The sequence below is a fragment of the Cupriavidus sp. LA-1 genome (assembly GCF_055385985.1).
This window is the reverse complement of the sequence record NZ_AP031388.1, coordinates 2,368,441-2,393,950: the sequence shown is the minus strand read 5'-3', so window position 1 is coordinate 2,393,950 and position 25,510 is coordinate 2,368,441. Positions and strand designations below refer to the sequence as shown.

Below are 25,510 nucleotides of genomic sequence, written 5' to 3'. Positions count from 1 at the left end.
TGCCGTACAAGTGGAAAGAGCCAGTCAGGGATCCGCGTCCCTCTTCCCTGGTCTCTCCCGACGCCGTGGGCGTCATCATCTCTCGCGCTATTCTCCCATCCAGGCTTGGTTAGGCGCATGTCACTTTTTGGGTAATCCAACCTGTTATTCTCGATTATTTGGGCATTATTGAGCACAAAACAGGGTTAACTCCACTGCAAAATATAGGTTGAAAAACCTAATATTCCCCTGACTGTCAGCCCGTAGCAACCTGCTGCCAGCACGACCTCCGATCCCAGGAGCCCCCACTGAACACGACGTCCCTGGAAGCGGGATGCCCATCGGATGGCAGCATGGAAAAGCTCATCTTTACCTCTGCGGACCTGCAAGGAACGGCCGGCGGAGCCCACGCCAGACGGCGCGGCAACCGAGCCACCCGTGTTCCGGAACTGATCGAGGCTTCTATCCGAGTATTTGCGCGCGAGGGCTATGGCGGCTACAGCATCAACCGCGTCGCTGCTGACGTTGGCGTGCGTCTCAGCACCCTGCAGCACTATTTCGTCAACCGTGATGCATTGCTGATCGCCACCATCCGCGAGGTGTACGGCCGCTACATCGACCGGTACTCGCGCCTCGGCACCAATCGGCTTCAGTCCCCGGAAGCACGCCTGATCGCCATCATCGATGAGTTCTTTGACGATATCCTGGTCGTCGATTCCGACGTTACGCCCTTCGTGCTCGAATGCTGGGCGCTCGCCGAGCATGACGCGGGCGTGGCGGAGCTGGTGGGCGAAGGCAACAAGCAGTTCCAACAGATCTGGCTAGACCTGATCGCCGCAATCAATCCGTCGCTCCCGCACCAGGAATGCGCCATCCGTGCCACCCTGATAGAAGCGCACGCGCAGGGGCTGATGGCGCTGTGCCGCCGTGGCGGCCCCGGCCTGCCGGAACGGGAGACGTTGCGACAGTCCACCAAGGCGCTCTGGCGGGCCATGAGCCACGCCTCCCATTGACTCCCACCTCACCGCCCGACACGGAGTGCAGCGCATGGATACTCGCTATCTCGTCGACGACACCATTCAGGCCAGAGAGCTGGACATCAATGCGGCCCGCAACTTTTCCGCAGCCCTCTGCGGCCCACACTCCGTGCGAATTGGCTCGCCGGGCCGTTTCCGCTTCAGCTATGGCGGACACCTGCTTCGGAGCATGTCGACCACGATAGGCTGCGTGCAGTACGGCTCCGACATCTCGGTGGATGTCGGAGCCGGAGAGCTGTGCACCACCTACAACATCAGCCTGCCAGTGGAGGGGGAACAGGCCCTGTCCGGCCCGCACGGCATGCTCCTGTCCAATGCGGATTGTGGCATCGCGGTCTCCCCCGAACAGGCCTTGCAGCTGGATATGTCCGGCCACTGCAGGAAAATTCTCGTCACTGTATCGCGCGCGTCGCTCGAGCGGGTGCTTGGCAATATGCTCGGCGCGCCGGTTCGGGAGCTGCTGGTTTTCGAGACCCGCATGAGCGGCTCCGAAGGCTGCTCCGGTTCCTGGTGGCGCATGGTCAGAAGCTATCTGAGCGAGGTCGATTGTGCCGGCGAGCTCTACCGGTGTGCAGCGTTTAGCCGCGACTTCGAAACAACCTTGCTGAAAGGCCTGCTCATCGCGCAACCCAGCAACTACACCGAGCGAATCCGGAAGTCGCTTGGCGCGAAGATCCCCGAATATGTCATGCGGGCCAAGATGTTTATCGAGACCAATTTCCGCGAAACCATCCATCTCGAGGACATCGAGACCGTCGCCGGTGTGTCTCGCCTGAAGCTGTTCGACTGCTTCCGGAAGTACACCGGCTACACGCCGGTCGCCTATCTCAAGCACTTCCGCCTGGAGCAGGCGCGCGCAGAGCTGACGTCCAACCTCACCCGCGACAGCGTCTCCGCCATCGCCCTCGGCGTGGGCTTCACGCATTTCGGCCGCTTCTCCGCCGACTACAAGCGCGCATACGCCGAATCGCCGTCCGAAACGATTCAACGGCGCGCACAGCAGGCGCGCTAGCGACACCTCCAGGCATTTCCCATGACCGCGCCGGCCGATGGCCGGCGCGCTGCATTCCGCCCCCTTGCTGCCTTCGTCCGCTGCCCGATGCATCTTTCCGGACAGCCTTCACAGACTAAGCGGATAGTTGCATCAGCTCGCCGGTAGTTAAATCCCCTTACACAAACGCTGACGGCAGGCACAAGCAGTCGGCGGCGAAATCCACAAGGGGATGGACATGCCTACTACGATCGTCATCGGCAATCCGAAGCCGAGATCCCGCACAGCTCAGGCTGCGCGCATGCTGGCCGAGGCCCTGACCGGCACTGCGCCGGACATCACCATCGACGTCGTCGAACTGGGCGCGCCGTTACTCGGCTGGGGCGACGCCCCTGTCGCAAGCGCAGTCGACGCAGTTGCGCGCTCGCGCCTGGTCATTGTCGCGAGCCCGACCTTCAAGGCCACCTATACCGGCCTTCTCAAGCTGTTCCTGGACCAGTTCGCCGGCGGCACCGGCATGCAAGGCGTCGTGGCGGTGCCGCTGATGCTGGGCGCCAGCCCGGCTCACGCCATGGCGCCGGACCTGCTGCTCAAGCCCGTCCTGGTCGAGCTTGGCGCAACCTGCCCCACGCCCGGGCTCTACCTGATGGAGAAGAGCTTCGAGGATGGCGTTGCCATCCAGGCCTTTGCCGACCGCTGGTCGGGCACCGTTCGCGCCCTGACGCGCCGTGGAGATGAGTCATGACTGCATCCGACTTCAACTGGCTGGCGGCAGACCCGCCTTTCTCCGTGCTTGCCGAACAGGAAGGCGATCGGGGTGCGTTCCTGCGCAAGGCTTATGGCTGCTTCCCCACCGGCGTGGTAGGCGTCTGCGCGCTGATCGACGGGACGCCTGTCGGCCTGGCCGCGAGCAGCTTCGTGCCGGTCTCGATCGACCCACCGCTGGTCTCCTTCTGCATCCAGAGAACATCGCAGACATGGTCGAGACTGGCTGCGGCGCCACGCCTCGGCATCAGCTTTCTCGGCCACGGCCACGACCTTGCCGTGCGCAAGCTGGCCTCGCGCGCCGAAGACAAGTTCGAGGGGATGGCCCTGGGCGTGACGGCAGACGGCGCCGTGCTGATCGACGGGGCGACGGTATGGATGGAATGCGCTGTCGACGGCACGCTCGCCGGCGGCGACCACGACATCGTCCTTTTGAGAATCATCGCGCTGACGATGCGCCCACACGTCGAGCCGCTGGTCTTTCACGGCAGCGCATTCCGGAAGCTGCTGTCGCTGCCTGCATAACCCGAGCCCAATTGGCTTACCCCGTGCCCCGACGGCACGTTCATGATCCAGAGAGGAACACCATGTCTACGACGAAGAAAGCAGCTGAGGTTGGCGTTTTCATCCCGGTCGGCAACAACGGCTGGGTGGCTTCGGTCAATGCGCCGCCCACGCCGGGAAGCTACGAACACAACCTCGAAGTCACCCGGCTGGCAGAGAGCATGGGCTTCGACTTCGCGCTCAGCATGGCCAAGTGGCGCGGATACGGCGGCCCCTCGCGGCACTGGGACTTCACGCTGGAGTCGCTGACCACCATGGCCGCCCTCGCGCAGGCAACCAGCACCATCAATATCTGGGGAACGGTCCACATGATGATCTTCCCGCCGGCCATCATCGCCAAGATGGTCGCGACCATCGACCAGATCTCCAGGGGCCGTGTCGGGCTGAACCTGGTGTCCGGCTCCAATCCGCACGACCTGGGCCAGCTCGGACTGTGGAAGCCGCTGGACCACGCGGCCCGCTACGAGCTGGCGGACGAATGGATCAAGATCGTCAAGCGCCTGTGGACCGAGGAACGCATCGACCACAAGGGCAGGTTCTACGAGCTGATCGACTGCATGTCGAACCCGAAGCCGTCGAAGCCGCCCACGCTCATCTGCGCCGGGGCCTCCGACCGCGGCTTCCAGTTCACCATCGACAACTGCAACGCCAGCTTCTTCACCGCCAGCGACGACGAGACCTCGATCGCGCGCGGCAAGCGCGCCAAGGAACTGGCTGCCAAAGCGGGCAAGCCCGACTTCAAGTCCTATGGGCTGTTCACCCTCATCCCGGGCGAGACCGATGCCGAGGCGCAGGCGCGGCTCGATCACTTCGACGCAGGTGTTGACCGCGAGGCACTGGCGACGCAGGCGGCCGAGTATTCCTCCGACGTCAGCGCCAAGCAGAACTTTGCGGCGCAGTACTTCATCGACCAGGGCGCACGCGTCAGCTCGGTGCTCGGAGGCGCCATGACCGGTTCGGCGGAAACGCTCGCGCGGCGCGTGGCGACGACCATCATCGAAGCGGAGCTCGACGGCATCACGCTGATCGTGCCGGATTTTATCGAGGATCTGCGGTTTATCGGCGAACGAGTCCTGCCGCTGATGGAAGAGTTCGGCGTGTCGACCAAAGTCGGCGCCACCATGCACGTCACCCATGCCTGAGGCTTGCTGTCACGAATGCGGCGATCGGGTGCCCCCCGGGCGCCGCGCCTCGCCAGCCCTCGTCTGCCTCGCACAAGTACCGGAAAGGAGTCGCCCTGATGAGCACCCATCTCAGCCCAGTTGCCCCCGTGTGGGACTGGGAGCATGACATGCCCCCCGCCCCCGCGATCCGCGCAGGCAATACCCTGTACCTCTCCGGCCAGATCGCGCTCACGCCCGATGGCTCGCTGGAGGGTGAAGGCGACTTCGTCGCGCAGTCCCGCCAGTGCTTCGAGAACATCCGCGCCATACTCGCGCGCGCTGGCGCTTCCATGTGTGACGTCGTCAAGATGACAACGTACTTCACCTGCGAACTGAACGAGGCCGTAGCAGCCGAGTACTGGGTCGTGCGCCAGGCCTACTTCGGGGACCACAAGCCTGCGAGCACCGGGGTGCAGGTGAAGGCGCTGCTGATGCCCGCATGCCTGGTCGAGATCGAGGTCGTCGCGGTATTGCCGGAGCAACGGCCATGAAGCGCGCCTCGTTCTGCCAGCGGGGCGATGTCCGCATCGCCTACGCGCGCACCGGCAGCGGACCCGTGGTGGTGTTCCTGCATGGCGTGGGCGGCAATCGTCGCAACTGGGAAGGGCAACTGGCTCACCTTTGCGCGCATTTCACCTGCGTCGCCTGGGATGCACGCGGCTACGGCGACAGCGACGATCCTGACCAGCCTCTCGCATTCGCCGATTTTGCCGAAGACCTGCGTGCCCTGCTCGCCTCGCTGGGTGCCTCGCGCGCCCATCTGGTCGGCCTGTCGATGGGCGGCTTCATCGCCCAGGACTTTTATGCCCGCTACCCCGCCAGCGTTGCCACGCTGACCTTGGCCTCCACCAGCGCGGGCGCCGGCTTGCTGACGCAGCTGGCACGCGACGACTTCCTCGCCAGGCGCCTGCGCCCGCTGGAAGAAGGCGCTTCGATGCGCGAGGTCGCGCAGGGGCTGGTCAGCGTACTGGCGGGCAGCCGGGCTGACGATACTGTGCGCGCAACACTGCGCCGGTCGCTGGAAGCCCTTCGCGCCGAGCCCTACAAGCAGACGCTGCGTGCACTGGTCACCACGGACTTCCGCGACGGGCTCGCACGCATTGCCGTGCCGACGCTGGTGATCGTCGGCGACGAGGATCAGGTACTGCCGGAGCCGGAAAGCCGCTTGTTGTCGGCACGCATTCCGCGCAGCCGGCTCGTCGTGCTGCCGGGCGTCGGCCACTTGTGCAACCTGGAGGCGCCCGCCGCCTTCGACGCGGCGTTGCTGGACTTCCTCCTCGCGAACAGCGACCAGGGCGCGTCGCACCTGCCTGCGGAGGTGAAGTGATGCTACCCAGATTCCCAGACGCGACGACTGGCGACGCGTTCGCCGATGGGCCGCTCGCGATCGAGTTCCGGGACGTCGGCCACCGATTCAAGGCGTCGGACGGATCGGTCATTCATGCGCTGAAGAGCATCAGCTTCAGCATTCGCCGCAACGAGTTCGTGGTCGTCGTCGGGCCCAGCGGCTGCGGCAAGTCCACGCTGCTGCGCCTGATCTCCGGCCTGATCCTGCCGCAAGCAGGAACCGTGCGCGTGTTCGGCGACCCCGTGTCCGGGCCGCGCAGCGATGTCGGCTTCGTCTTCCAGAAACCCACCCTGCTCCCGTGGCTCAATGTCCTGTCAAACCTGACGTTCCCGATTACGCATCAGGGCCGCCGTCTGCGCCCTGCGGATACGGCGCGGGCCGAGGAGCTTCTGGAACTGGTCGGCCTCAAGGACTTCCGCCACAAGTTTCCCGACGAGCTGTCCGGCGGCATGCAACAGCGAGTTGGCATTGCACGATCCCTGCTCGCCGACCCGGAAATCCTGCTGCTTGACGAGCCCTTCTCCGCGCTCGACGCCCTTACCCGGGACGAACTGAGCTTCGAACTCATGCGCCTCTGGAGCGCCCGCCAGAGCACGGCCGTGTTCATTACGCACTCGATCACCGAGGCTGTGCTGATGGCCGACCGCATTTTCGTGCTGGCGCCCCGGCCGGGACGGATCCGCGAGGTCGTGGCGGTGGAACTGTCCCGGCCTCGCACCCTGGCGACCATGCGGGAAGCGCTTTTCCACGAGCTATCCGACAACCTTCGCGAAGAAATGCTGAGCAGCCATGAGCACAATTGAAGCAAGCGATTCCAACCTGGTTGCGGCGCAGGCCACCCCACGTCCCGCCCCTGCCGCCCTTCTGCCGCTGGCAACCTTCGCGGTCATCCTCTGCCTCTGGGAGGCCGCCGGCCGCTGGCTGGGCCTGCCGGAGTATCTGCTGCCTTCGCCGTCGGCCATCTTTCGCGCCGGCATTGCGGTGGACCCGGCGCTATGGTGGGACCACATCCAGGCCACGCTTCGGGTCATCGCGCTCGGCTTCGCCCTGGCATTCGCGGTGAGCCTGCCGCTGGCTGCCGCGCTGCACCGGTACCGTCCCTTCCGGCGCAGCGTGTATCCGCTGCTGATCGTCGTGCAGTCGACGCCGGTGGTCGCCATCGCGCCGATCCTCATCGTCACGCTGGGCGCGACGGACCTCACGCGTATCGTCATCACCGCACTGATCACATTCTTCCCACTCGTGGTCGGCATTGCCACCGGACTCGCGCAGACGCCGCCCGAATTGCTCGAACTGAGCCGGTCGCTCAAGGCATCGCTGCGCAGCGAGTATCTGCAAATCCGGCTGCCGTTCGCCTTGCCTCATGTCTTCGCGGCGGTACGGGTGGCCATCACGCTGGCAGTGATCGGCGCGGTGATCGCCGAGTTCGTCGCATCGGAGCACGGCATCGGCTACTTCATCCGGTTCTCCACCTCGTACTTCAAGATCGCGCAGGCGTTTGCCGCCCTCGGCGTACTGGTGGTAATGAGCCTGGGTCTGTTCCACCTGGTCACGCTGGTGCAACGGATCTTCTATCCCCGCAGCCTGCCCGCGGGCGGCGGCGAATAAGGAAAAGGAGGTTGAGACATGAGTGAAGTCATGGAACTCATGGTGAACCGGATCGCCGACGAAGCCGAGGGCATCCGTTCGTTCGAGTTCACCGACATTGCGGGCGGGCTCCTGCCGCCCTTCACGGCAGGCGCGCATATCGACGTACATGTCGCCGGTGGTTCCGTGCGCCAGTACTCCCTGCTCAATGACGATCGGGAGCGCCACCGCTATGTCATCGCCGTCCTGCGGGAAGAGGCCGGACGCGGCGTCTCGCGACACATGCATGACCGTGTGAAGCCGGGCATGCGCCTCAAGGTAGGAAGCCCCCGCAACGCATTCCCGCTCGACGACGGCAAAGCCCCCGCGGTGCTCCTCGCGGGCGGTATCGGCATTACGCCCTTGCTTGCGATGGCGCGGCACATGCAAGCGTGCAGCCGCTCGTTCACGCTGCACTTCGCCACCCGCTCCATGGCTCGCACACCGTTCCGCAACGAACTGGTGCAGCATGCCTTTGGATCCTCCCGCATCTTCTTCCACTATGACGACGGCCCGCCTGCCCAACGCATCGATCTGGCGGCAATTTCCGCGTCACTCGCTCCGGGAACCCATGTGTACCTGTGTGGACCGCGTGGCTTCATGGCCGCCGCGTCCGCGGCGCTGCAAAGCCGCAACGACGTCACGCTGCATACCGAGTATTTCGCCGCCGCCCAGGTGGCAGGACCTGGCGACGCCTTTCGCCTGGTGCTGGCCCGCTCCGGTATCCAGACCGTGGTACCAGCCGGTGTGAGCATTGTCGAGGTGCTCCGGCAGCACGGTCTCCAGCCTCCTGTGAGCTGCGAACAGGGCATCTGCGGCACCTGCCTGACCCGGGTGATGACCGGCGAGATCGACCATCGGGACCACTACCTGTCAGCGACCGAGCGAGCCTGCGGCGACCGCATGTTGGTATGCGTGTCGCGCGGCAATCCGGATTCCACCCTGACGCTTGACCTTTGAGGAGACCAACAAAATGTTCCTGTCCGTCAAGAATGACAATCCCACCAGCCTCCGCCCGGCCGACAGTGGCTTCACCGAGGCCGACTGGGAAATCCTCGCTGCCTTCTGGCACCCCGTGGCGCTGTCGTCGGAAGTCGCAGACAAGCCCCTCGGCGTCACCCTGCTCGATGTCCCCGTCGTGCTGTACCGCACCGGCGATGGCATCCACGCGGCTCGCGATTCGTGCCCTCACCGCAACGCCAGGCTGAGCCTCGGCACGGTCAAGGCCGGCAGGCTCATCTGCGGCTTTCATGGCTTCGAGTACGACGGGGACGGCGCCTGTACGCGTATTCCTGCCCTGTCGCCGGAGTTGCCGATACCGAAAAAACTGTGCCTCACGCGCTTCCAGTGCCAGGAGCGCTACGGCTTCATCTGGGTGTGCCTGAGCGACGCTCCGCGTGCCGGACTGCCCGAGTGGCCGCAGGTGGAGGACGGCTCCGGCACGGTGGCCATCGTTCCGCCCAATGTATGGAATGCGTCTGCCGCGCGCCATATCGAGAACTTCAGCGATCTGTGCCATGTGCCGTGGGTGCACACCACCACCTTCGGCGGGCCGGAGGTGGTGATACCGCCCTATGAAGTGCACAAGTCCGGCCACAGCCTGGCCTTCGAGGTCGAGATGATGGAGCGCGTGCGCTATGTCGAGGAAGCGCATCCGTCCGGCACCGCCGACGTGCAGTACAACCGGGCGTTCTATCGGTACGAGACGACGCTGCCCTTCTCCTGCGCGCTGCGCGTGCATCACCCCGATTCGAACTCGACCTACCGTGTGTTCGATGTGGGCTCCCCCATCACGGCGCAGACCACGCGCATCTTCCAGATCGTGGTCGACGAGAGCAGGCAGGTCGCACCGGAGGCCCTGATCGAGTTCACGGAGCGGATCAACGTGGAAGACCTGTCGCAGGTAGTGGCGCAGTGCCCGCAGGACCTGCCCCTGGACCTGCGCGACGAGATCCATATCCCGGCTGACCGCATGTCGGTCGAATATCGCCGTGCCATGGCCAGTCTCGGCCTGGGCTCCGCACTGCCCCGCTGACCGCATCTGCCGTTTTTGCCGCTTTGGGACCGGGGCCGCGAGGGGCACTTGTTGTCCCATAAAACCTGACAGGGGAGCTTCCATGAAGGTGCATCGGTTTAAGGCAATGGTGGTGGCATTAGGGTTGTGCGCAGCCACCACAGGTCCCGCGCTGGCAGCGGACAAGGTGGTCTACCAGCTCGGCTGGATTCCCAGCGGCGCCAATGGCATCGAGTACTTCGGCAAGGCCGACGGGTACTTCGGCAAGGCGCAGCTCGATGTCGAGATCCGCAGCGGCAATGGCTCCAGCGACGCCCTGACACGCGTGGCCGCGGGCTCAGCCGACATGACGGCGGTCGGGATCGACGCGGTCTTTGCGGCGGTCGCCCGGCAGAAGCTGCCGGTCAGGATCATCTACAGCATCTACAACAAGAAGCCGGATGCGATCCACGTGGCCACCGGCTCGTCAATCCACAACCTGAAGGACCTGCCCGGCAAGACCATCGCCACGTCCGTCTACTCCAGCGTCAACGTGGTCTGGCCACTTCTGCTCCAGAAGAATGGCGTCGACCCCACCAGCGTGAAGCTGATGAAGGTAGACAGTGGCACGCTGGCGCCGCTGATCGCCAGCGGACAGGTCGATGGCGCGCTGGACTGGGTAACCAGCGCGCCCGGTTCCGCGTCAGTGCTGAAGGGTGCCGGGAAGACGCTGCGCGAGATCAAGTGGTCCGATTACGGGTATGACGGCTATGGGTACGTCATCGTCGCCAACGAGAAGTTCCTCAAGGAGAAGCCGGACGTCGCACGGCGCTTCCTCGACGCATATCGCAAGGCAAGCGCGGTCGCCGTCACCAATCCTTCCGCTGTGGGCGCCGCGATGGCGAAGACGGTGTCCGGCCTCGATGCAAAGGTCGCCGGTGAGGAATTCAGCGCGTCCATCCCGCTGATCGACAACGAAATCACCAGGAAGGACGGCTGGGGAGGGTTCAGCCCCGACCGCGTGAAGATGACCTGGGAGTGGGTGGCGAAGTCGCAGGGCCTGCAGGCCAACGCGCTCGACCCCATGTCGATTATCGACATCAAGTACCTGCCCCCTTCCAGGTAAGCGCCGCCCCGGAGGCATTGCTTCCCGGGGCATACGGACCACACAGAACACTTCCACGCAATGCTCAAATCTGACTCAGTGGCACCCGGCCAGCTCCGGTGCCTGGCGGCGCTCGTCCTGGCTTCCTTCGTGACCTGCGCACACGCCGAAACATACTCGCAGACCAACGTGCAGTTGGCCTTTGCGCCGACCGATCCCAACGACTTCGTCATGGGCACGGGCACGGGCTATGGCAGCCGCGAGACTCTGCGCTTTGAACACTTCGGCACATACGCGCTCGGCGACAACTACGTGCTGTTCGACGCCTACCGGGGCAATGACCTCGGACAAGGCACCTCGAACCGGCAGAATTACTTCCTCTGGAACTCCCACCTGAGCCTGTCGAAGGCCACCGGTACGAACCTGTCGCTCGGGCCGGTCCAGGACGTGCTCGCCATGGTGCGCGTCGAGGATGGCAGCTATTCCCACTACCGCGCCGTCTCGGCCGGCCTTTCCGTGTACTGGGACCTCCCGTTCACGAAGGGCTCGATGCTGGAGACCTCACTACTGGCCAGGAAGAAGTGGTGCACGGTCGGGCCCCAGGATGTGCAGGGTACTCGCGCCCTGATCCGCCTCTTCTTCCTCGTCCCCTTCCGGGTGGCAGGGCTGAACGCGACCTTCAGCGGCCCCGTCTACTTCAGCCCCATCATCGGCGGCGGTTGGGACATCTATCTCGAACCGGAGGTCTTCGTGAACTTCGGCCCGAAGGATGCCTTTGCCGTCGGCTTGCGCCTGGAGCACCACTCGGTGACGGGTAACAACATGCTCAACACCGCCGGTGGCAAATCGAGGACGACGCCCAATATCGTCGTCCGGTGGACCTGGTAGCGGTACACGGCCGCATTTTCAAAGACGGCCCGTGTGCCTTGCCGGCCGCGGGCCACACTGGAGGCAATGATGAGCAGCAATCGTGGTGTCGCATACCTGCGCCAAGGTGTTGTCGAAGTGCAATCGATTCCTTTTCCTGAACTGGTCGACCCCCGCGGTCGCCGCATCAACCATGGCGTGATCCTCAAGGTGGTGTCGACCAATATCTGCGGCTCCGACCAGCACATGGTGCGAGGCCGGACAACGGCGCCCGAAGGCCTGATCCTCGGCCATGAGATCACCGGCGAGGTACTGGAAGTCGGCAAGGACGTGGAAACGCTCGTCCCCGGGGACATTGTGTCCGTGCCGTTCAACGTGGCATGCGGGCGCTGCCGGACCTGCAAGGAACAGCACACCGGCGTCTGCCTCACGGTCAATCCGGCGCGCGCGGGCGGGGCCTACGGCTATGTCGACATGGGTGGCTGGGTCGGTGGCCAGGCCGAGTACGTGATGGTGCCCTACGCCGACTTCAACCTGCTGAAGTTTCCAGACCGGGAGCAGGCTATCGAGAAGATCCGTGACCTGACCTGCCTGTCCGACATCCTCCCGACCGGCTATCACGGCGCGGTCACGGCAGGCGTCGGCCCGGGCAGCACGGTGTACGTGGCGGGCGCCGGACCGGTCGGACTCGCGGCGGCTGCCTCAGCGCGCCTGCTCGGCGCAGCCGTGGTGATCGTAGGCGATGTCAATCCGGCCCGTCTTGAACATGCGCGCAGCGTCGGGTTTCATACCGTCGACCTGTCCCTCGACGCCACGCTGACCGAGCAGGTCGAACAGATCCTCGGCGTACCGGAGGTCGACTGCGCCGTAGACGCCGTCGGGTTCGAGGCGCGCGGCCACGGTGTGGAAGGCGCACAGCATGAGGCGCCGGCAACGGTGCTGAATTCCCTGATGGAAGTCACCCGTGCCTCCGGCAAGATCGGCATCCCGGGCCTTTACGTCACCGATGATCCCGGCGCCGTCGACGCGGCAGCCAGGCGTGGTTCGCTCAGCATCCGGCTCGGCCTGGGATGGGCCAAGTCGCATAGCTTCTTTACTGGACAGACGCCGGTCATGAAGTACAACCGGTCACTGATGCAGGCCATTCTCTGGGATCGCATCCGGATTGCCGAGATCGTGGGCGTCGAAGTGATCTCACTGGATGACGCGCCCAAGGGATATGCCGCCTTCGATTCCGGGGCCCCACGGAAATTCGTGATCGATCCGCATGACCGGATCAGGAAGGCGGCATAGGCTCCTTCTGCAGAGGCGCGGGGCGAAGCTGGTCGCCCTGCGCCGCGTATCCCGCTTGCGCGCGCACGTTTTATGTATGAGCAGGCACTAGTGATGCCCCATTTTCTCCCGCTTCACGCGCAGGTAATGCTGGTTCTCCTGGTTCGGCCGCGCATGAAGCGGAACACGCTCCAGCACGATGATGCCGCACGCTGTCAATGCCTCCACTTTGTCGGGATTGTTGGTGAGGAGCCTGATCCTTCGTGCGCCGAGGTCGAGCAGGATGGCGGCAGCCTGGTCATAGGTGCGCTCATCGGCCGCATGACCGAGCTGCAGGTTGGCGTCGACAGTATCCAGCCCGCCGTCCTGAAGCTGGTAGGCACGGATCTTCTCTGCCAGGCCAATACCTCTGCCCTCGTGTCCGCGCACATACACGAGCACGCCACAGCCCGTGGCGGCGATGTCGTGCAGCGCGCGCTTTAACTGCTCGCCGCAATCGCACCGCAGTGACGCCAGGGCATCGCCCGTCAGGCATTCGGAGTGAACCCGCACCAGGCATCTCCCTGCCTCTTCACTGGGATCGCCAGCGACCAGGGCGATGTGCTCCTGTCCACCATGCCTGCCACGATAGGCAATGGCGCGAAACTCGCCCGACGCGAGGGGCAGACGTGCCTCTGCGCAGCGGACCACCGCGCCCACGCCGGGGCCGTGAGGGTAGATACCGTTCAGCGTCATGATGTTCCCTTTCGTCAGGCAACCTTGAGTTGCGCGCCAGCTCTGGCTCGCGGCGCCTCGATAAAGTCCAGCACCTCGATGCCAAAGCCCGCCATGCTCGGGATCCGGCGAGGGCTCGCCAGCAGGGTCATTCTCCCGACGTTAAGGTCTCGCAGGATCTGCGCGCCAATGCCATGCAGGCGCGGGTCCATCGACGATTCGGCAGTGGCAGTTCGCTCTCCCGTCGCCAGGAGTTGCGCGCCCAGCGCTGCTGCATCCCCGCCGGCATTCAACAGCACGGCCACGCCCCTTCCGGTGCTACGCAGCTTGGCGAGCGCCGTCGGCAGGCTCCAGGAATGCGGATTTCCACCAACGGCCAGCAGGTCCAGGATCGACGTCGGCTCGTGAACCCGGACCAGGACGTTATCGGCTTCTCGCCACTGGCCGCAGCTCAGTGCCAGATGCGTACCGCCAAAGCTGTCGCGATAGACCTTGCAGTCGAATTCCCCACAGGCGGTGCGAATGCGCCGCTCGCGCGCGCGCACGACCAGTTTTTCCGTCCGGCTGCGATGCGCGATCAGGTCCGCGATCGTGCCGATGCGGATACGGTGTCTCGCGGCGAACGCCTCCAGGTCCGGCAGGCGCGCCATCGTGCCATCGTCGTTCATGATCTCGCAGATCACGCTGGCCGGCGCCAGGCCCGCGATGGCGGCAAGATCGCATCCCGCCTCGGTATGGCCTGCCCGAACCAGCACGCCGCCGTCGCGGGCCTGCAAGGGAAAGACGTGGCCCGGCCTGACGAGGTCCTCCGATGCCGCGTCAGGCGCAATAGCCGCGCGAATGGTCCGTGCACGATCATGCGCGGATATGCCTGTGGTCACACCTTGAGCGGCTTCAATGGAGACTGTAAACGCCGTCCCAAGTGGCGCACCGTTGCTCGACGACATTGGCGGCAGGCGCAATCGCTCGCAGCGCTCTCCGGTTATCGTCAGGCAGATGAGCCCGCGCCCATGCGTTGCCATGAAGTTGATGGCCTCCGGCGTCACGTGATCGGCCGCGAGTATGAGGTCCCCCTCATTCTCACGATGCTCGTCGTCGACCAGGATCACCATCCTGCCGGCGGCCATGTCGCTGGCTAGTTCCGGAATCGTCGATAGTGTTGCATGCATGCTGTCCCCTTGTGGAATCGTTGGACGGCGCAATGTCGGATCATGGCGCCCCACTGAAGGGACAGGTCTTGCCTTCGACAGAGATTTCAGGGAACCTGGCTACACCCCATTGCGCTTACCCCGGATTGAAGCAAGCTGGGGACTCATGAGCTAGCCGATTAATGTGAAGAAGATGTCCGAAAAGATGGCTATGCAAAGCATGGACTTCTTCAGGATCAGGCAGCAACAGCACGACTTCACTTGCTCAACATCGCCCGGCTCGCGTCGGCGCATGGGCATAGCGGCATTCGACAGGCGGCTGGTACGGCCTCATCGATTGAGGATCTGGCTCAGGAACAGTTTCGTCCGGTCGTGCCGCGGGCGCGTGAAGAACGCCTCGGGTTCGTTTTCCTCGATGATCTCGCCGCCGTCCATGAATATCACGCGATTGGCGACCGTCTTGGCAAAGCCCATCTCGTGGGTCACGCAGAGCATGGTCATCCCGCTCCTGGCCAGTTCCACCATGACATCGAGCACCTCCTTGATCATCTCCGGGTCGAGCGCCGAGGTGGGCTCGTCGAACAACATGATCTTGGGGCGCATGCAAAGGCTGCGGGCGATCGCCACGCGCTGTTGCTGGCCGCCGGAGAGCTGCCCCGGGTACTTTTTCGCCTGCTCGGGGATGCGCACACGCTCGAGGTATTCCATCGCGGCCTGCTCGGCCGCCTTTCGCGGCGTCTTGCGAACCCACATCGGCGCCAGTACGCAGTTCTCCAGGACCGTGAGATGTGGAAAGAGATTGAACTGCTGGAACACCATACCCACTTCGCAGCGGACCTTCTCGATGTTTTTCACGTCGCTGGTGAGTTCGACGCCGTCAACGACGATCCTGCCGCGCTGATGCTCTTCCAGGCGGTTGATGCAGCGGATCAGCGTGGACTTCCCGGAGCCCGAGGGCCCGCAGATGACGATGCGCTCGCCTTTCGCGACGCTCAGGTTGATGTCCTTGAGCACGTGGAAGCTATCGAACCACTTATGCACGCCACGCAGCTCGACCATGGCCTGGCCGGCGCTCGCGGCGTTGCCTACCGGGTCGACGGCCTGTACGGCATTCATGTGCGTCTCCTCACTGGATCTCAGTGTCGTTGACCGGTTTGCAGCCTCTTCTCAAGCCACTGGCTGTAGCGCGACATGCTGAAACAGAAGACCCAGTAAACGCATCCTGCAAAAACATAGCCTTCGGTCGAAAACCCCAGCCAGTTGGTGTCGGCATTGGCGGCCTGGGTACTGCCAAGCAGGTCGAACAGGCCAATGATGAGTACCAGGCTGGTGTCCTTGAAGAGCCCGATGAACGTGTTCACGATGCCTGGGATCACCAGCCTGAGCGCCTGGGGCAGGATGACCAGTACGGTCGACTTCCAGTAGCCCAGGCCCAGCGCCGCGGCGGCCTCGAACTGGCCCTTCGGAATGCCCTGCAGGCCGCCGCGCACCACCTCCGCCATGTAGGCGGACGCAAACAGCGCCACGCCGATCAGGGCGCGCAGGAGCTTGTCGAAGCTCAGCCCTTCGGGCAGGAAGAAGGGCAGCATCACCGAGGACATGAACAGGACGGTGATGAGCGGAACGCCGCGCACGAGTTCGATGAACGCCACGCACAGGGCCTTGAGAATGGGCATGTTGGTGGCGCGCCGGCCGAGCGCGAGGACGATTCCCAGCGGCAGGGCCGCCACCATGCCGACGATGGCAATCACCAGCGTAAGCGACAGCCCGCCCCATTTGCTCGTTTCGACGTGGCTCAGGCCGAAGTGGCCGCCGACAAGAAGATGGAACGCGATGACGGGATAAACCAGGAGGATAACGGCGCCCAGCCACGACTTCAGCGCAAAGCGCCTGAAGAACAGTGGCGCGATGAGCGCCCCCAGTAGCACGATCGCGAGGTTCACCCGCCACTGCTGGGCCGCCGGATAGAAGCCGTACATGAACTGGTTGAGATGCACGCGGATGAATGGCCAGCACGCGCCGACCCTGGAGCAGGCCTCGCTGCTGGCACCCCGCCAGTCGGCCTTGATCAATGCCCACCCGACCACCGGCGGCACCACGAGGTAAAGGAGATACAGCGAGACGAGCGTGAGCGCGCAGTTCAGGGGCGAGTCGAACAGGTTCTTGCGCAGCCAGCCCAGCCCCGCCGTCCGCGCGGATGGCGGTGGCAGGTCGGCGTGGCCCTGCTGGAAAGTCGTCATGGCAGCCTAGCGCTCAACCAGCGCCATGCGCGCGTTGAACCAGTTCATGAACATCGAGATCACGAGACTGATGACGAGATAGACCGCCATGGTCATCGACATCACCTCCACGGCCTGGCCCGTCTGGTTCAGGGTGGTTCCGGCAAAGAGCGACACCAGGTCGGGATATCCGATTGCCGTGGCCAGGGAGGAGTTCTTGGTGAGATTCAGGTACTGGCTCGTCAACGGCGGGATCGTCACCCGCATCGCCTGGGGAATGATCACGAGCCGCAATGTCCAGCTCGGGCGCAGTCCGAGCGCGTACGCTGCTTCCGTCTGCCCGGGGGACACCGAGAGGATGCCGGCGCGCACTGTCTCGGCGATGAAGGCAGCGGTATAGATGGAGAGCGACAGCAGCAGCGCGCCGAGCTCCGGGATCACGTCCACGCCGCCAACGAAATTGAAGCCCGCAAGCTCGGGCTTTACCCATTGCAGCGGCCGGCCCGTGAGAATGAACGCGACGAGCGGCACACTCACCAGCAAGCCGGTGGAAGCAAGATACGCGGGAAAGCGCTTGCCCGTGCGGTCCCGGCGCTGCCGCGACCAGCGCACGAGGACGATGGACGCGGCCATCGCCGCAGCGAACGCGAGGACCGTCCAGCCAAATCCGGCCTGCGCGACCGGGCGCGGCAGGTAGAGGCCCCGCAGCGTCAGGAAGAACGAGTCGCCGATGTGCAACGCCTCGCCCGGCGGCGGCAGGTTCAGGAAGACCGCGAAGTACCAGAAGAGGATCTGGACGAGCAGCGGAAGGTTGCGGACAGTCTCGATATAGGCCAACGCCAGCTTTGCCACCAGCCAGTTCCGGGAAAGCCGCGCCACGCCGATGATAAAGCCGAGGATGGTGGCGCAGACGATGCCCAGCCCGGAGACGAGCAGCGTATTGAGCAGGCCAACGACGAAGGTCCGTCCATAGGTCGAAGTCTCCTCGCTGTAGGGAATCAGCGACTGGTTGATGGCGAAGCCCGCCCGGTTCGAGAGGAAGCCGTATCCCGTCGAAATGCCGCGTACCTCGAGGTTGTGCATCAGGTTGCGGACCAGGTAGGCGGCGAGCGCAACGATACCGGCGATCACCAGCACCTGGAACAGGATTGCCCGGACGCGGGGATCGTTCCAGGGCAGCGGCCGTGCGGGCGGCGCTTCACGAGGTGCCTTGGTCTGGGCCATGGTCCGGGTCGCAGCAGATTCCTGGCCTGAAACCGGCAGGCGCCACGCCCGCTCACGGATCTCCGGGGGCGCCTAGCGGATCGGCGGCGCGTACTGCAGGCCACCCTTTGTCCACAGGGCATTCTGGCCACGGCTGATCTTGAGCGGGCTGCCGGAACCGACGTTGCGCTCAAAAATCTCGCCATAGTTGCCCACCTGCTTGACGATCTTGTAGGCCCAGTCGTCAGGCAATCCGAGGCCGTGCTTGATGACCTCCACGCCCAGCAGGCGCTTGATGTCCGGGTTCTTGCTCTGCTTCATCTGGTCGACGTTCTCCGAACTCACACCCAGTTCTTCCGCGTCCAGCATCGCGAACAGGGACCAGCGAACGACGTTGAACCACTCCTGGTCACCCTGGCGCACTGCCGGGCCGAGTGGCTCCTTGGAGATCACTTCCGGAAGCACGAGAGCGCTGTCGGGATCGGCAAGCTTGAGGCGTAGCGCATAAAGCTGCGACTGATCGCTGGTGAGTACATCGCAGCGGCCGGCCGCGAAGCCCTTCTCCGTTTCATCCGAGGTGTCGTAGACCACGGCCTTGAACTTCATCTTGTGAAGCGCGAAATAGTCCGCCAGGTTCAGTTCCGTGGTCGTTCCCGATCCCACGCAAACCGTCGCGCCGTCTAGCTTGAGCGCGGATTTCACGCCGAGCTTCTTTTTCACAAGGAAGCCCTGCCCGTCAATGTAGGTGATGCCGGTGAAGACGATGCCCAGCCCGCCCTCGCGGGTCACAGTCCACGTGGTGTTGCGCGAGAGGACGTCCACCTCCCCGGACTGCAGCGCGGTGAATCGCTCCTTGGCGGTGAGCGGCGTGAACTTGACCTTGGCGGCGTCGCCGAATACCGCTGCCGCGATCGCCCGGCAAACGTCGACATCGAGGCCCTTCCAGACGCCCTTCTCGTCGGCGACGGAGAACCCCGGCAGCCCGACATTGACGCCGCACTGCACAAAGCCCTTCTTCTTCACGGCGTCGAAGGTCGCGCCGGCGTGCGCCGTGCCAGCCAGGATGGCGCAGGCCACCATCGAAACTGCTGCGATTACGGTACGCGTTCTCATTACGTCCTCCTCGGTTCAGTTCCTTTGAGCAAGCAACGACGCGCCCACGCGCGTGGCGTGGCCGGCAGGCGCTTGCGCGCGAGGCTTGTCGCCCTTGTCTATCGTGACGTTGCCTGCTACGGCAACAACGGCTCGTGTTTGCCAGCGCAGTCTCAGGCCGCGCGGACAAGCGCACCATAGTACTCACCGCCTATAAGGCTAGATTAGGCAAGCCCCGTTCGCAAGTCGCGGCGGTTATCGCTATCCCTTGCCGGAATGACGGTGCTGGCGCTTTGGCGCCGGCATTGCGCTGCCTCGGGCGGGGAGAAATCCGCAGCCGGCTTTGTCAACCGACTTTCGGCCATACCTGGTGGCCGCGCGGCGGGCTATGCGGCAGGCCTGGCGTCGGTCATCGCGGTAATGAAGGCATCACTGAAGAACGACCGGTCCGGCAAGGCATGCTCGCGCGTGAAGGTGGCGCGGGCGGCGTCGACCATCAGCGGATTGCCGCAGGCATAGACCTCCATCCCGCTCATGTCCGGGAAGTCATGCGCGACCGCTTCATGCACGAAGCCGCTGCGCCCCTGCCAGTCGGCGTCCGGCTCGGACAACACCGGGACAAAACGCAGGCGCGCCGCGAGCGCCTCCCACTTCTGCGCCTCGTCGATTGCATACAAGTCCTCGCGTCTGCGGCCGCCCCAGTACAACACCGCGCCGCGTGCCTGCAGCGCCTGACCGTGGGTCTTCATCAGGGAAGCAATCGGCGCGTAGCCGGTGCCGGACGCGAGCAGGATGACGGGCTTGTCGGCTTCAGACAGCACGAAGGCGCCGAACGGCCCCTCCACCCGCAGCATGTCGCGGGGCTTGAGCGCCTGGTAGACATGGGTCGAGAACCGCCCTTCGGGCAGCGCCCTGACATGCCATTCCATCGTCCCGCTGCCGTCCGGCGCGTTGGCCATGGAATAGCTGCGGCGGGAGCCGTCGCGCAGCAGCACGTCGCAGTACTGCCCGGCCTTGAAATCGAAGCCAGCGCTGGGCGGCACCTGCAGCCGCACCACCGTCACGTCATGGCTGACGCGGTCGGCCGACAACACACGGGCGCCAGCCTGCACGACGCGGCGTCCGGGCACCGCCGACACCTCGGGCGCCTCGATGACCACATCCCCTTCCGGCCTTGCCATGCAGGTAAGACAGTGCCCTTCCGGGACGCCTTCCGGCTCGAAACCCTCCGGGTAAGACACGGATCCGCTCCTGACCGGCGCGCAGCAGGCATGGCATTCGCCGCGCCGGCAACTGTGCTTCGGGAAAAAGCCCGCGCCCAGGGCCGTTTCCAGCACGGACTGGCCCGGCGCGCAGTCGAGCGTGACCCCGGCCGGTGCGAAGGTGATACGGTGTTCCGCGTGGGAGCTGGCTTGTACCGCCACACCCGGGCGCTCGAGGGTCTGTTCCTGCGACATGGGATTATCCGGCTGTGTTCTGTTGCGACTTCAGGTCGAGGGCCACGTCGACTATCATGTCCTCCTGGCCACCGACCATGCGGCGGCGCCCAAGCTCGACCAGGATGTCGACGGTCTTCAGCCCATAGCGCTCAGCGGCTACCTCCGAATGGCGCAGGAAGCTCGAATAGACCCCGGCGTAGCCCAGCGCCAGGGTCTCGCGGTCCACGCGCACCGGCCGGTCCTGCAGCGGGCGCACCAGGTCGTCGGCGGCGTCCATCAGCCTGTACAGGTCAGTGCCGTGGTTCCAGCCCATGCGTTCCGCCGCGGCAATAAAGACTTCGAGCGGCGCGTTGCCGGCCCCCGCGCCCATGCCAGCCAGGCTGGCATCGATGCGGTTGCAGCCCTCTTCCACGGCGACCATGGAGTTGGCCACGCCGAGGCTCAGGTTGTGGTGGGCGTGCATGCCGGTGTGCGTAGCCGGATCGAGCACGTCCCTGAACGCACGGAAGCGGTCGCGCACGCCGTCCATGGTGAGGGCCCCGCCGGAGTCAACCACGTAGATGCAGGTTGCGCCATAGCTTTCCATCAGCTTTGCCTGCTGCGCCAGCACCTGCGGCGTGGTCATGTGGCTCATCATCAGGAAGCCGACCGTGTCCATGCCGAGCTCGCGCGCGTACTCGATATGCTGGCGCGAGATGTCGGCTTCGGTGCAATGCGTGGCCACGCGCACGATGCGGGCGCCGGCGTCATAGGCGGAGCGCAGGTCGTGGATGGTGCCGATGCCCGGCAGCAGCAGCGTGGCCACCCTGGCATGCGTGACGGTTTCCGCCACGGCTGCGATCCATTCCAGGTCGGTATGCGCGCCGAATCCATAGTTGAACGATGATCCCTGCAGTCCATCGCCATGCGCCACTTCGATCGAATCGACGCGGGCATCGTCCAGCGCCCTGGCGATCGCTCGGACTTGCGGAACACTGTACTGGTGACGGATGGCGTGCGAGCCGTCGCGCAGGGTCACGTCGGAGATATAGAGCTTGGTAGTCATCTTGGTGTCCTGTCAGGAATTCAAGCCGCGGCGCCGGCGGCAGCGATCTGGCGCTCCGCCAGCTTTTCGGCGGTGGCGAGCGCGGCCGAGGTCATGATGTCGAGGTTCCCCGCATAGGCCGGCAGGTAGTGCGCGGCACCCTCCACCTCCAGGAACACCGTCGTCTTGAGACCCGGCAGCTTGCCTACGCCGGGGATGTTCAGCGGGCGGTCCGCACCATAGGTTTCGAACTGCACGCGCTGCTTCAGGCGATAGCCCGGCACATAGCGGTTGACCGCCGCCACCATCGCCTCCACAGCGCGCTCCACCTTGTCGGTATCGGTCGGCTCCGAGAGCGTATAGACGGTGTCGCGCATCAGCAGTGGCGGTTCGGCGGGATTGAGCACGATGATGGCCTTGCCCTTGCTGGCGCCACCCACCACTTCGAGCGCGCGCGAGGTGGTTTCCGTGAACTCATCGATATTGGCGCGCGTACCCGGGCCGGCCGATTTGCTGGAGATCGAGGCTACGATCTCGGCGTAGTGCACCTTGGTTACCGCAGCGATCGCAGCCACCATGGGAATGGTGGCCTGACCGCCGCACGTCACCATATTGACGTTATTCGCGTCCAGATGCGCTTCAAGGTTGACGACCGGCACGCAGTAAGGGCCGATCGCGGCCGGCGTCAGGTCGACCATGCGGATTCCGGGCCTGGCTTCGCGCAGCAGCTTGTCGTTCTGCACGTGCGCGCCTGCCGAAGTGGCGTCGAACACGATGTCGATATCAGCAAACTCCGGCATATCCTTCAGGCCTGCCGCGCCAGTGGCACACGTCGCCACGCCCATGCGCGACGCCCGCGCGAGGCCATCCGAAGCGGGGTCGATACCGACCATGACTCCCATCTCGATATGGCGCCCATGGCGGAGGATCTTGATCATCAGGTCAGTGCCGATGTTGCCGGAGCCAATAATGGCCGCCTTCAGTTTTCGCGTCATGACTGCTTCCTTGTTTGTTCCTGTCTGTTCCAGACCGGATTCAGAGGGGGTAGATGACCGACGTGCAGTCGGAGTAAAGCCGCTCGACGTCATCGGCGCGCAGCGTCAGCACGGCGCGCTGGTTGATATAGCCCTTGTCGGTGATCTCGCCTTGCTCAATCGATGGCGGCGTGGAAAGCAGCACCGCACGGGCCGGCCGTTGCGAACTGCCGGCGCCCTTGCACAGCGCGGCCAGGATCTCGCCGAGCACCTGCCGCACGGCCGGATGCTCTCCGAGCGACTTGCCGCACAGGCTGCCTGCGCCGTCGCCGGCCAGCGCACGCAGCGCCGCCGTAGGGAAGATCAGCAAGCCCACCTCCGCCCTGTCATGGCCTGCAACGACTGCGTCCTGGGCATAGGGCGTCATGGCTGACACCGCCGCGATGCGTAGCGTACCGACCGATACCCACGTGCCAGTGGTGAGCTTGAAGTCCTCGGATACGCGTCCGTCGAAGATGACGCCGGCGTTCGGGTCCGCCATATCGGCGAGCTTGCCGGCGTCTCCCATGCAATAGAAGCCCTCTTCGTCGAAGGCCTCGCGTGTCTTCGCATCGTCGCCGATATAGCCGGGGAAGATCGAGGGGCCTCGCACGCGCAGCTCGTACTTGTCCTGGCAGGGGGTGAACTTCAGTTCCACGCCGGGCACCGGCACTCCGATATTGCGGGTCTCCGCGGTCCGGAAGTGTGCGCTGGTGACGACCGGCGAGGTTTCCGTCGAGCCCCACTCGGTGGTAAGGAACAGCGGCACGTCGCGAACCCGCGCTGCCGCCGCGCGCAGCCGGTCCGCGCATTGCTGAGGCAGTGCCGCGGCGGCGAAGAAGAGCATGTCGAGGCGTTCGAACAGCGCCCGGGCCAGCGATTCGTCGGCCTCCAGGTAGGGCAACAGCACGTCGTAGCCGCGCGGGACATTGAAGAACAGCGTAGGCCTGACTTCGCGAATCCCTTTCAGCGTGGACTCGATCGCCCCTGGTGCCGGACGACCGTTGTCGATATATAGCGTGCCGCCATTGCGCAGCACCAGATTGAAGTTGTGATTGGCGCCGAAGGTATGGCTCCATGGCAGCCAGTCGAGCACGACGGGGTGCGCCTTGTCGACGAAGCGCCAGCACTGCGCGATCATCTGCTGATTGGCGCACAGCATGCGATGGGTATTCGGCACCAGCTTGGGCACGCCGGTCGACCCGGAAGTCAGCAGGATGCGGGCGACCGTGTCGCCGCCGACCTCGGCGAACGCGGCATCGACCTCAACGCCAGGCGTGGTGTCCAGCAGTGTGTCAAAGGGCAATGCACCGTTCGCCGCACCCTCCGTGAACACCACCGGACACGCCGGCTTCCACGCGGAGATCGCCGCACCATAATGCGTGGCATTCTCCGCATAGAGCAGGCCTGGCTGCAGCCGATCGAGAATGGCATGCAGCTTCCCATGGTCCTTGGCAACCAGGGTATAGGCAGATGACACCACCGCGATACGCCGGCCGACATGCATGGCGCCGAGCGAAAGCAAGGCCAGGTTAACGCTGTTTTCCGACAGCGCCACGATCGGGGCGTCCTCGGCAACCCGAAAGTCCAGGATGCCCTGCCCAATGCGACGGACGGCGGCCAGTGCCTCGCTGTAGCTTACGCGGCGCCAGCCTTCGCCACGCCGCTCTGCCAGGAACGTGCGGCTGCCATCCTCCTGCGCCCAGTATTGCAGCCAGTCGCCGATGCAGCGCGCATAGGGCTGCAGCATCTGGGTGGAGCGCAGCACGAAGCTGCCATCCTCGCGCCGGTCGACAGCGATATCGGGCGCTGACAGCAGAACCGGGCGGGCCTCGCTGGTGGCGCCGGACGGGCAGTCGGCGAGCAGGCGGGGAGCGATTGCGTTCATTTCGCGATCCTCCGGCGGCCGTCCTGAACCTTGACCGGCACCCGGCTTGCGCTGTCATCGACCGGATGTCCGGTCTTGCCGACGCTAGAGACGCCGTGTGTGGCACCGGTCTGCGCCTGGGCCCTGTCCGGAAAAAGGGTGAGCGCTGCCGAGGTGGCCAGCGCGATGGCTGCCGCCCTGCAGATTGCTTGTTCCATGTTGTCTCCTGAGTCCCGCTGTCCGAGGCGGGAACGACGATCGATTTACTCAGTGCGGCAGATCACCCGACCGAGCCCGCCCACTTCAAGCAGCAAGTCCTCCCCTGCCCGGATCGGGAACATGGGCCCCATCGCACCCGAAAGCACGACATCGCCAGCGCGCAAGGGCGCTCCTGCCTTCAGCATGGTCCGGGCCAGCCACCAGGCTGCGTTCAGCGGATGGCCCAGGCAGGCAGCGCCGCTCCCCTCCGAGCTCACCACACCATCGCGCAGGAAGCGCATGTCGCATTCCGGCAGCGTGACGTCAGTCAGGCGCTTCGGATCCGCGCCCAGCACGTAGAGGCCGCAAGAGGCGTTATCCGCGACGGTATCGACCAGTGTGATGCGCCAGTCCCGGATCGCGCTGTCGACGATCTCAATCGCCGGCAAGGCGTACTCGATCGCGCTCAGGAACCGGCCCCAGGTCAGGTCGCCCTCGAGATCCTTTCCCATCACGAAGGCCACCTCCCCTTCGGCCTTCGGCTGGATCAGCGCGGACACGGGTACCGCCGCGCCGCTGACGTACTCCATGTCAGCGAAGAGGACACCAAAGTCCGGCTGGTCGACGCCGAGCTGTTTCTGCACGGCAACCGACGTCAGGCCGATCTTCTTGCCGCTGACCACGCGGCCTGCCGACAAGGCCCGTTGCGTATTGACGTCGGCAACGGCATAGGCATCGTCAAGGCTGGCGATACCATACGATTCTGAAATGCGCGGGATCGGGGCGCGGCTATGCCGCGCCTGGTGCAGCGCGTCGGCTGCCTGCTGGATATGAGGGGCTGTCATCCTGTGTCTACCTTATGGTTTGATTCCGGGGACGCCGC

26 protein-coding genes are annotated in these 25,510 nt (G+C 64.7%); 14 read left to right on the top strand and 12 right to left on the bottom strand.

The features are described from left to right. Positions 1–332: 332 nt before the first annotated feature. The 14 genes from ACZ5MJ_RS30015 (at position 333) to fdhA (ending at position 12,731) form a co-directional block, all read left to right on the top strand. Positions 333–992 carry a TetR/AcrR family transcriptional regulator gene (locus ACZ5MJ_RS30015; protein ID WP_464224645.1) on the top strand — a complete coding sequence of 220 codons (660 nt, stop codon included), beginning with the start codon at positions 333–335 and terminating at the stop codon, positions 990–992. A gap of 34 nt (positions 993–1,026) precedes the next feature. Beyond that, positions 1,027–2,028 carry an AraC family transcriptional regulator gene (locus tag ACZ5MJ_RS30010; RefSeq protein WP_464224644.1) on the top strand — a complete coding sequence of 334 codons (1,002 nt, stop codon included), beginning with the start codon at positions 1,027–1,029 and terminating at the stop codon, positions 2,026–2,028. 217 nt (positions 2,029–2,245) lie between these two features. Further along, positions 2,246–2,752, top strand: coding sequence for an NADPH-dependent FMN reductase (locus tag ACZ5MJ_RS30005; RefSeq protein WP_464224643.1), 507 nt, complete (start codon positions 2,246–2,248; stop codon positions 2,750–2,752). Continuing rightward, positions 2,749–3,297: a flavin reductase family protein gene (locus ACZ5MJ_RS30000; protein WP_464224642.1), complete on the top strand. Its 549-nt coding sequence runs from the start codon at positions 2,749–2,751 to the stop codon at positions 3,295–3,297. The genes ACZ5MJ_RS30005 and ACZ5MJ_RS30000 overlap by 4 nt, the downstream gene beginning before the upstream one ends. A 62-nt stretch (positions 3,298–3,359) precedes the next feature. Next, positions 3,360–4,478, top strand: coding sequence for an LLM class flavin-dependent oxidoreductase (locus tag ACZ5MJ_RS29995; protein ID WP_464224641.1), 1,119 nt, complete (start codon positions 3,360–3,362; stop codon positions 4,476–4,478). A gap of 98 nt (positions 4,479–4,576) precedes the next feature. Continuing rightward, positions 4,577–4,990 carry a RidA family protein gene (locus ACZ5MJ_RS29990; protein ID WP_464224640.1) on the top strand — a complete coding sequence of 138 codons (414 nt, stop codon included), beginning with the start codon at positions 4,577–4,579 and terminating at the stop codon, positions 4,988–4,990. Further along, positions 4,987–5,826, top strand: a complete 840-nt coding sequence (locus tag ACZ5MJ_RS29985; protein WP_464224639.1) for an alpha/beta fold hydrolase — start codon at positions 4,987–4,989, stop codon at positions 5,824–5,826. Before ACZ5MJ_RS29990 ends, ACZ5MJ_RS29985 begins: the two co-directional genes overlap by 4 nt. Next, on the top strand, positions 5,826–6,650 hold the full coding sequence (locus tag ACZ5MJ_RS29980) for an ABC transporter ATP-binding protein (protein ID WP_078201712.1): 825 nt from the start codon (positions 5,826–5,828) through the stop codon (positions 6,648–6,650). The genes ACZ5MJ_RS29985 and ACZ5MJ_RS29980 overlap by 1 nt, the downstream gene beginning before the upstream one ends. After that, positions 6,637–7,455, top strand: a complete 819-nt coding sequence (locus tag ACZ5MJ_RS29975; RefSeq protein ID WP_464224638.1) for an ABC transporter permease — start codon at positions 6,637–6,639, stop codon at positions 7,453–7,455. Before ACZ5MJ_RS29980 ends, ACZ5MJ_RS29975 begins: the two co-directional genes overlap by 14 nt. Before the next feature lie 18 nt (positions 7,456–7,473). Continuing rightward, entirely contained in the window at positions 7,474–8,433 is a 960-nt protein-coding gene (locus tag ACZ5MJ_RS29970; RefSeq protein WP_464224637.1) for a PDR/VanB family oxidoreductase, read from the top strand. Positions 8,434–8,446: 13 nt separating this feature from the next. Then, positions 8,447–9,508: a Rieske 2Fe-2S domain-containing protein gene (locus ACZ5MJ_RS29965; protein ID WP_464224636.1), complete on the top strand. Its 1,062-nt coding sequence runs from the start codon at positions 8,447–8,449 to the stop codon at positions 9,506–9,508. Between the two features lie 82 nt (positions 9,509–9,590). Further along, entirely contained in the window at positions 9,591–10,592 is a 1,002-nt protein-coding gene (locus ACZ5MJ_RS29960) for an ABC transporter substrate-binding protein (protein ID WP_464224635.1), read from the top strand. Positions 10,593–10,652: 60 nt separating this feature from the next. Then, on the top strand, positions 10,653–11,459 hold the full coding sequence (locus ACZ5MJ_RS29955) for a hypothetical protein (RefSeq protein WP_464224634.1): 807 nt from the start codon (positions 10,653–10,655) through the stop codon (positions 11,457–11,459). A 69-nt stretch (positions 11,460–11,528) separates the two neighbouring features. Continuing rightward, entirely contained in the window at positions 11,529–12,731 is a 1,203-nt protein-coding gene (fdhA, locus tag ACZ5MJ_RS29950) for a formaldehyde dehydrogenase, glutathione-independent (protein WP_464224633.1), read from the top strand. A gap of 87 nt (positions 12,732–12,818) precedes the next feature. Here fdhA and ribA read toward each other — a convergent pair whose 3' ends face one another. The 12 genes from ribA to ACZ5MJ_RS29890 all read right to left on the bottom strand — a co-directional run bounded on the left by ribA (position 12,819) and on the right by ACZ5MJ_RS29890 (position 25,472). Continuing rightward, positions 12,819–13,445 (bottom strand): GTP cyclohydrolase II, encoded by a 627-nt coding sequence (gene ribA / locus ACZ5MJ_RS29945; RefSeq protein WP_464224632.1) that lies wholly within the window; start codon positions 13,443–13,445, stop codon positions 12,819–12,821. A 14-nt stretch (positions 13,446–13,459) separates the two neighbouring features. After that, complete coding sequence (gene ribBA, locus ACZ5MJ_RS29940) at positions 13,460–14,593, bottom strand: bifunctional 3,4-dihydroxy-2-butanone-4-phosphate synthase/GTP cyclohydrolase II (protein WP_464224631.1); 1,134 nt, start codon at positions 14,591–14,593, stop codon at positions 13,460–13,462. A gap of 309 nt (positions 14,594–14,902) precedes the next feature. Then, on the bottom strand, positions 14,903–15,631 hold the full coding sequence (locus ACZ5MJ_RS29935) for an amino acid ABC transporter ATP-binding protein (protein WP_464226647.1): 729 nt from the start codon (positions 15,629–15,631) through the stop codon (positions 14,903–14,905). A 77-nt stretch (positions 15,632–15,708) separates the two neighbouring features. Continuing rightward, a complete protein-coding gene (locus tag ACZ5MJ_RS29930; RefSeq protein WP_464224630.1) occupies positions 15,709–16,812 on the bottom strand; it encodes an amino acid ABC transporter permease in 1,104 nt (367 codons plus the stop codon). A gap of 6 nt (positions 16,813–16,818) precedes the next feature. Then, a complete protein-coding gene (locus ACZ5MJ_RS29925; protein ID WP_464224629.1) occupies positions 16,819–18,015 on the bottom strand; it encodes an amino acid ABC transporter permease in 1,197 nt (398 codons plus the stop codon). Positions 18,016–18,087: 72 nt separating this feature from the next. Beyond that, positions 18,088–19,074 (bottom strand): amino acid ABC transporter substrate-binding protein, encoded by a 987-nt coding sequence (locus tag ACZ5MJ_RS29920; RefSeq protein WP_464224628.1) that lies wholly within the window; start codon positions 19,072–19,074, stop codon positions 18,088–18,090. Between the two features lie 398 nt (positions 19,075–19,472). Further along, positions 19,473–20,543, bottom strand: coding sequence for an FAD-binding oxidoreductase (locus ACZ5MJ_RS29915; protein WP_464224627.1), 1,071 nt, complete (start codon positions 20,541–20,543; stop codon positions 19,473–19,475). A 4-nt stretch (positions 20,544–20,547) separates the two neighbouring features. Further along, positions 20,548–21,570, bottom strand: coding sequence for a 4-hydroxy-2-oxovalerate aldolase (gene dmpG / locus ACZ5MJ_RS29910; RefSeq protein WP_464224626.1), 1,023 nt, complete (start codon positions 21,568–21,570; stop codon positions 20,548–20,550). A gap of 20 nt (positions 21,571–21,590) precedes the next feature. Then, complete coding sequence (locus ACZ5MJ_RS29905) at positions 21,591–22,544, bottom strand: acetaldehyde dehydrogenase (acetylating) (protein WP_464224625.1); 954 nt, start codon at positions 22,542–22,544, stop codon at positions 21,591–21,593. A 40-nt stretch (positions 22,545–22,584) separates the two neighbouring features. Then, positions 22,585–24,450 carry a feruloyl-CoA synthase gene (locus tag ACZ5MJ_RS29900; protein WP_464224624.1) on the bottom strand — a complete coding sequence of 622 codons (1,866 nt, stop codon included), beginning with the start codon at positions 24,448–24,450 and terminating at the stop codon, positions 22,585–22,587. Continuing rightward, the gene (locus tag ACZ5MJ_RS29895; protein WP_464224623.1) at positions 24,447–24,647 is read right to left on the bottom strand and encodes a hypothetical protein; all 201 of its coding nucleotides are present in this window, start codon (positions 24,645–24,647) and stop codon (positions 24,447–24,449) included. Before ACZ5MJ_RS29895 ends, ACZ5MJ_RS29900 begins: the two co-directional genes overlap by 4 nt. A gap of 45 nt (positions 24,648–24,692) precedes the next feature. Further along, entirely contained in the window at positions 24,693–25,472 is a 780-nt protein-coding gene (locus ACZ5MJ_RS29890; RefSeq protein ID WP_464224622.1) for a 2-keto-4-pentenoate hydratase, read from the bottom strand. Between the last annotated feature and the right edge of the window lie 38 nt (positions 25,473–25,510).